The 395-nt window shown below is 64.8% G+C and carries 1 protein-coding gene; it reads right to left on the bottom strand.

Features of this window, described 5'->3' with window-relative positions; translation table 11 throughout:
- Positions 1–395: homocysteine S-methyltransferase family protein (locus tag lacNas_RS10915; protein WP_201346862.1), on the bottom strand; the 395-nt coding region annotated here is incomplete at both ends.

Here is a 395-nt window from a genome sequence, read left to right as displayed (position 1 = left end):
TGGCCCCGGCGGCGAAGACCTGGGGGTACCTGCCGGCTTCCTGGACGGCTTCTGCCAGCGGCAGGCCCTCGCTGATGGTGGCCGGGTCCCGCAAAGAGAAGCTGACGTAGACCGGAAGAGCAGGATGCTTCTCCTGCAGGTAGTCCAGAATGGCCCTGACCTCGCTTAATTTGGGCTGGGTCTCAATGGCCAGGCAGTCGACCCCGCCAGCGGCCAGTTCTTCAATGCGCGGGGCGTGGAAGGCCACGTATTCTTCATGGCTTAAGCCGTAGTCGCCCCGGTACTCGCTGCCGTCGGCCAGGTAGGCCCCGTAAGGGCCGACTGAGCCGGCCACGTAGTTGTGGACGCCGGTCTTCTTTTCAAAGTCGTCCCGGGCCTTAACGGCCACGGCAGCC

Source organism: Lactobacillus nasalidis (assembly GCF_016587775.1).
In the GTDB taxonomy this organism is placed as follows: Bacteria; Bacillota; Bacilli; order Lactobacillales; family Lactobacillaceae; genus Lactobacillus; species Lactobacillus nasalidis.
The sequence above is the reverse complement of the archived record's forward strand: the minus strand, read 5'-3'. Positions and strand labels throughout refer to the sequence as shown.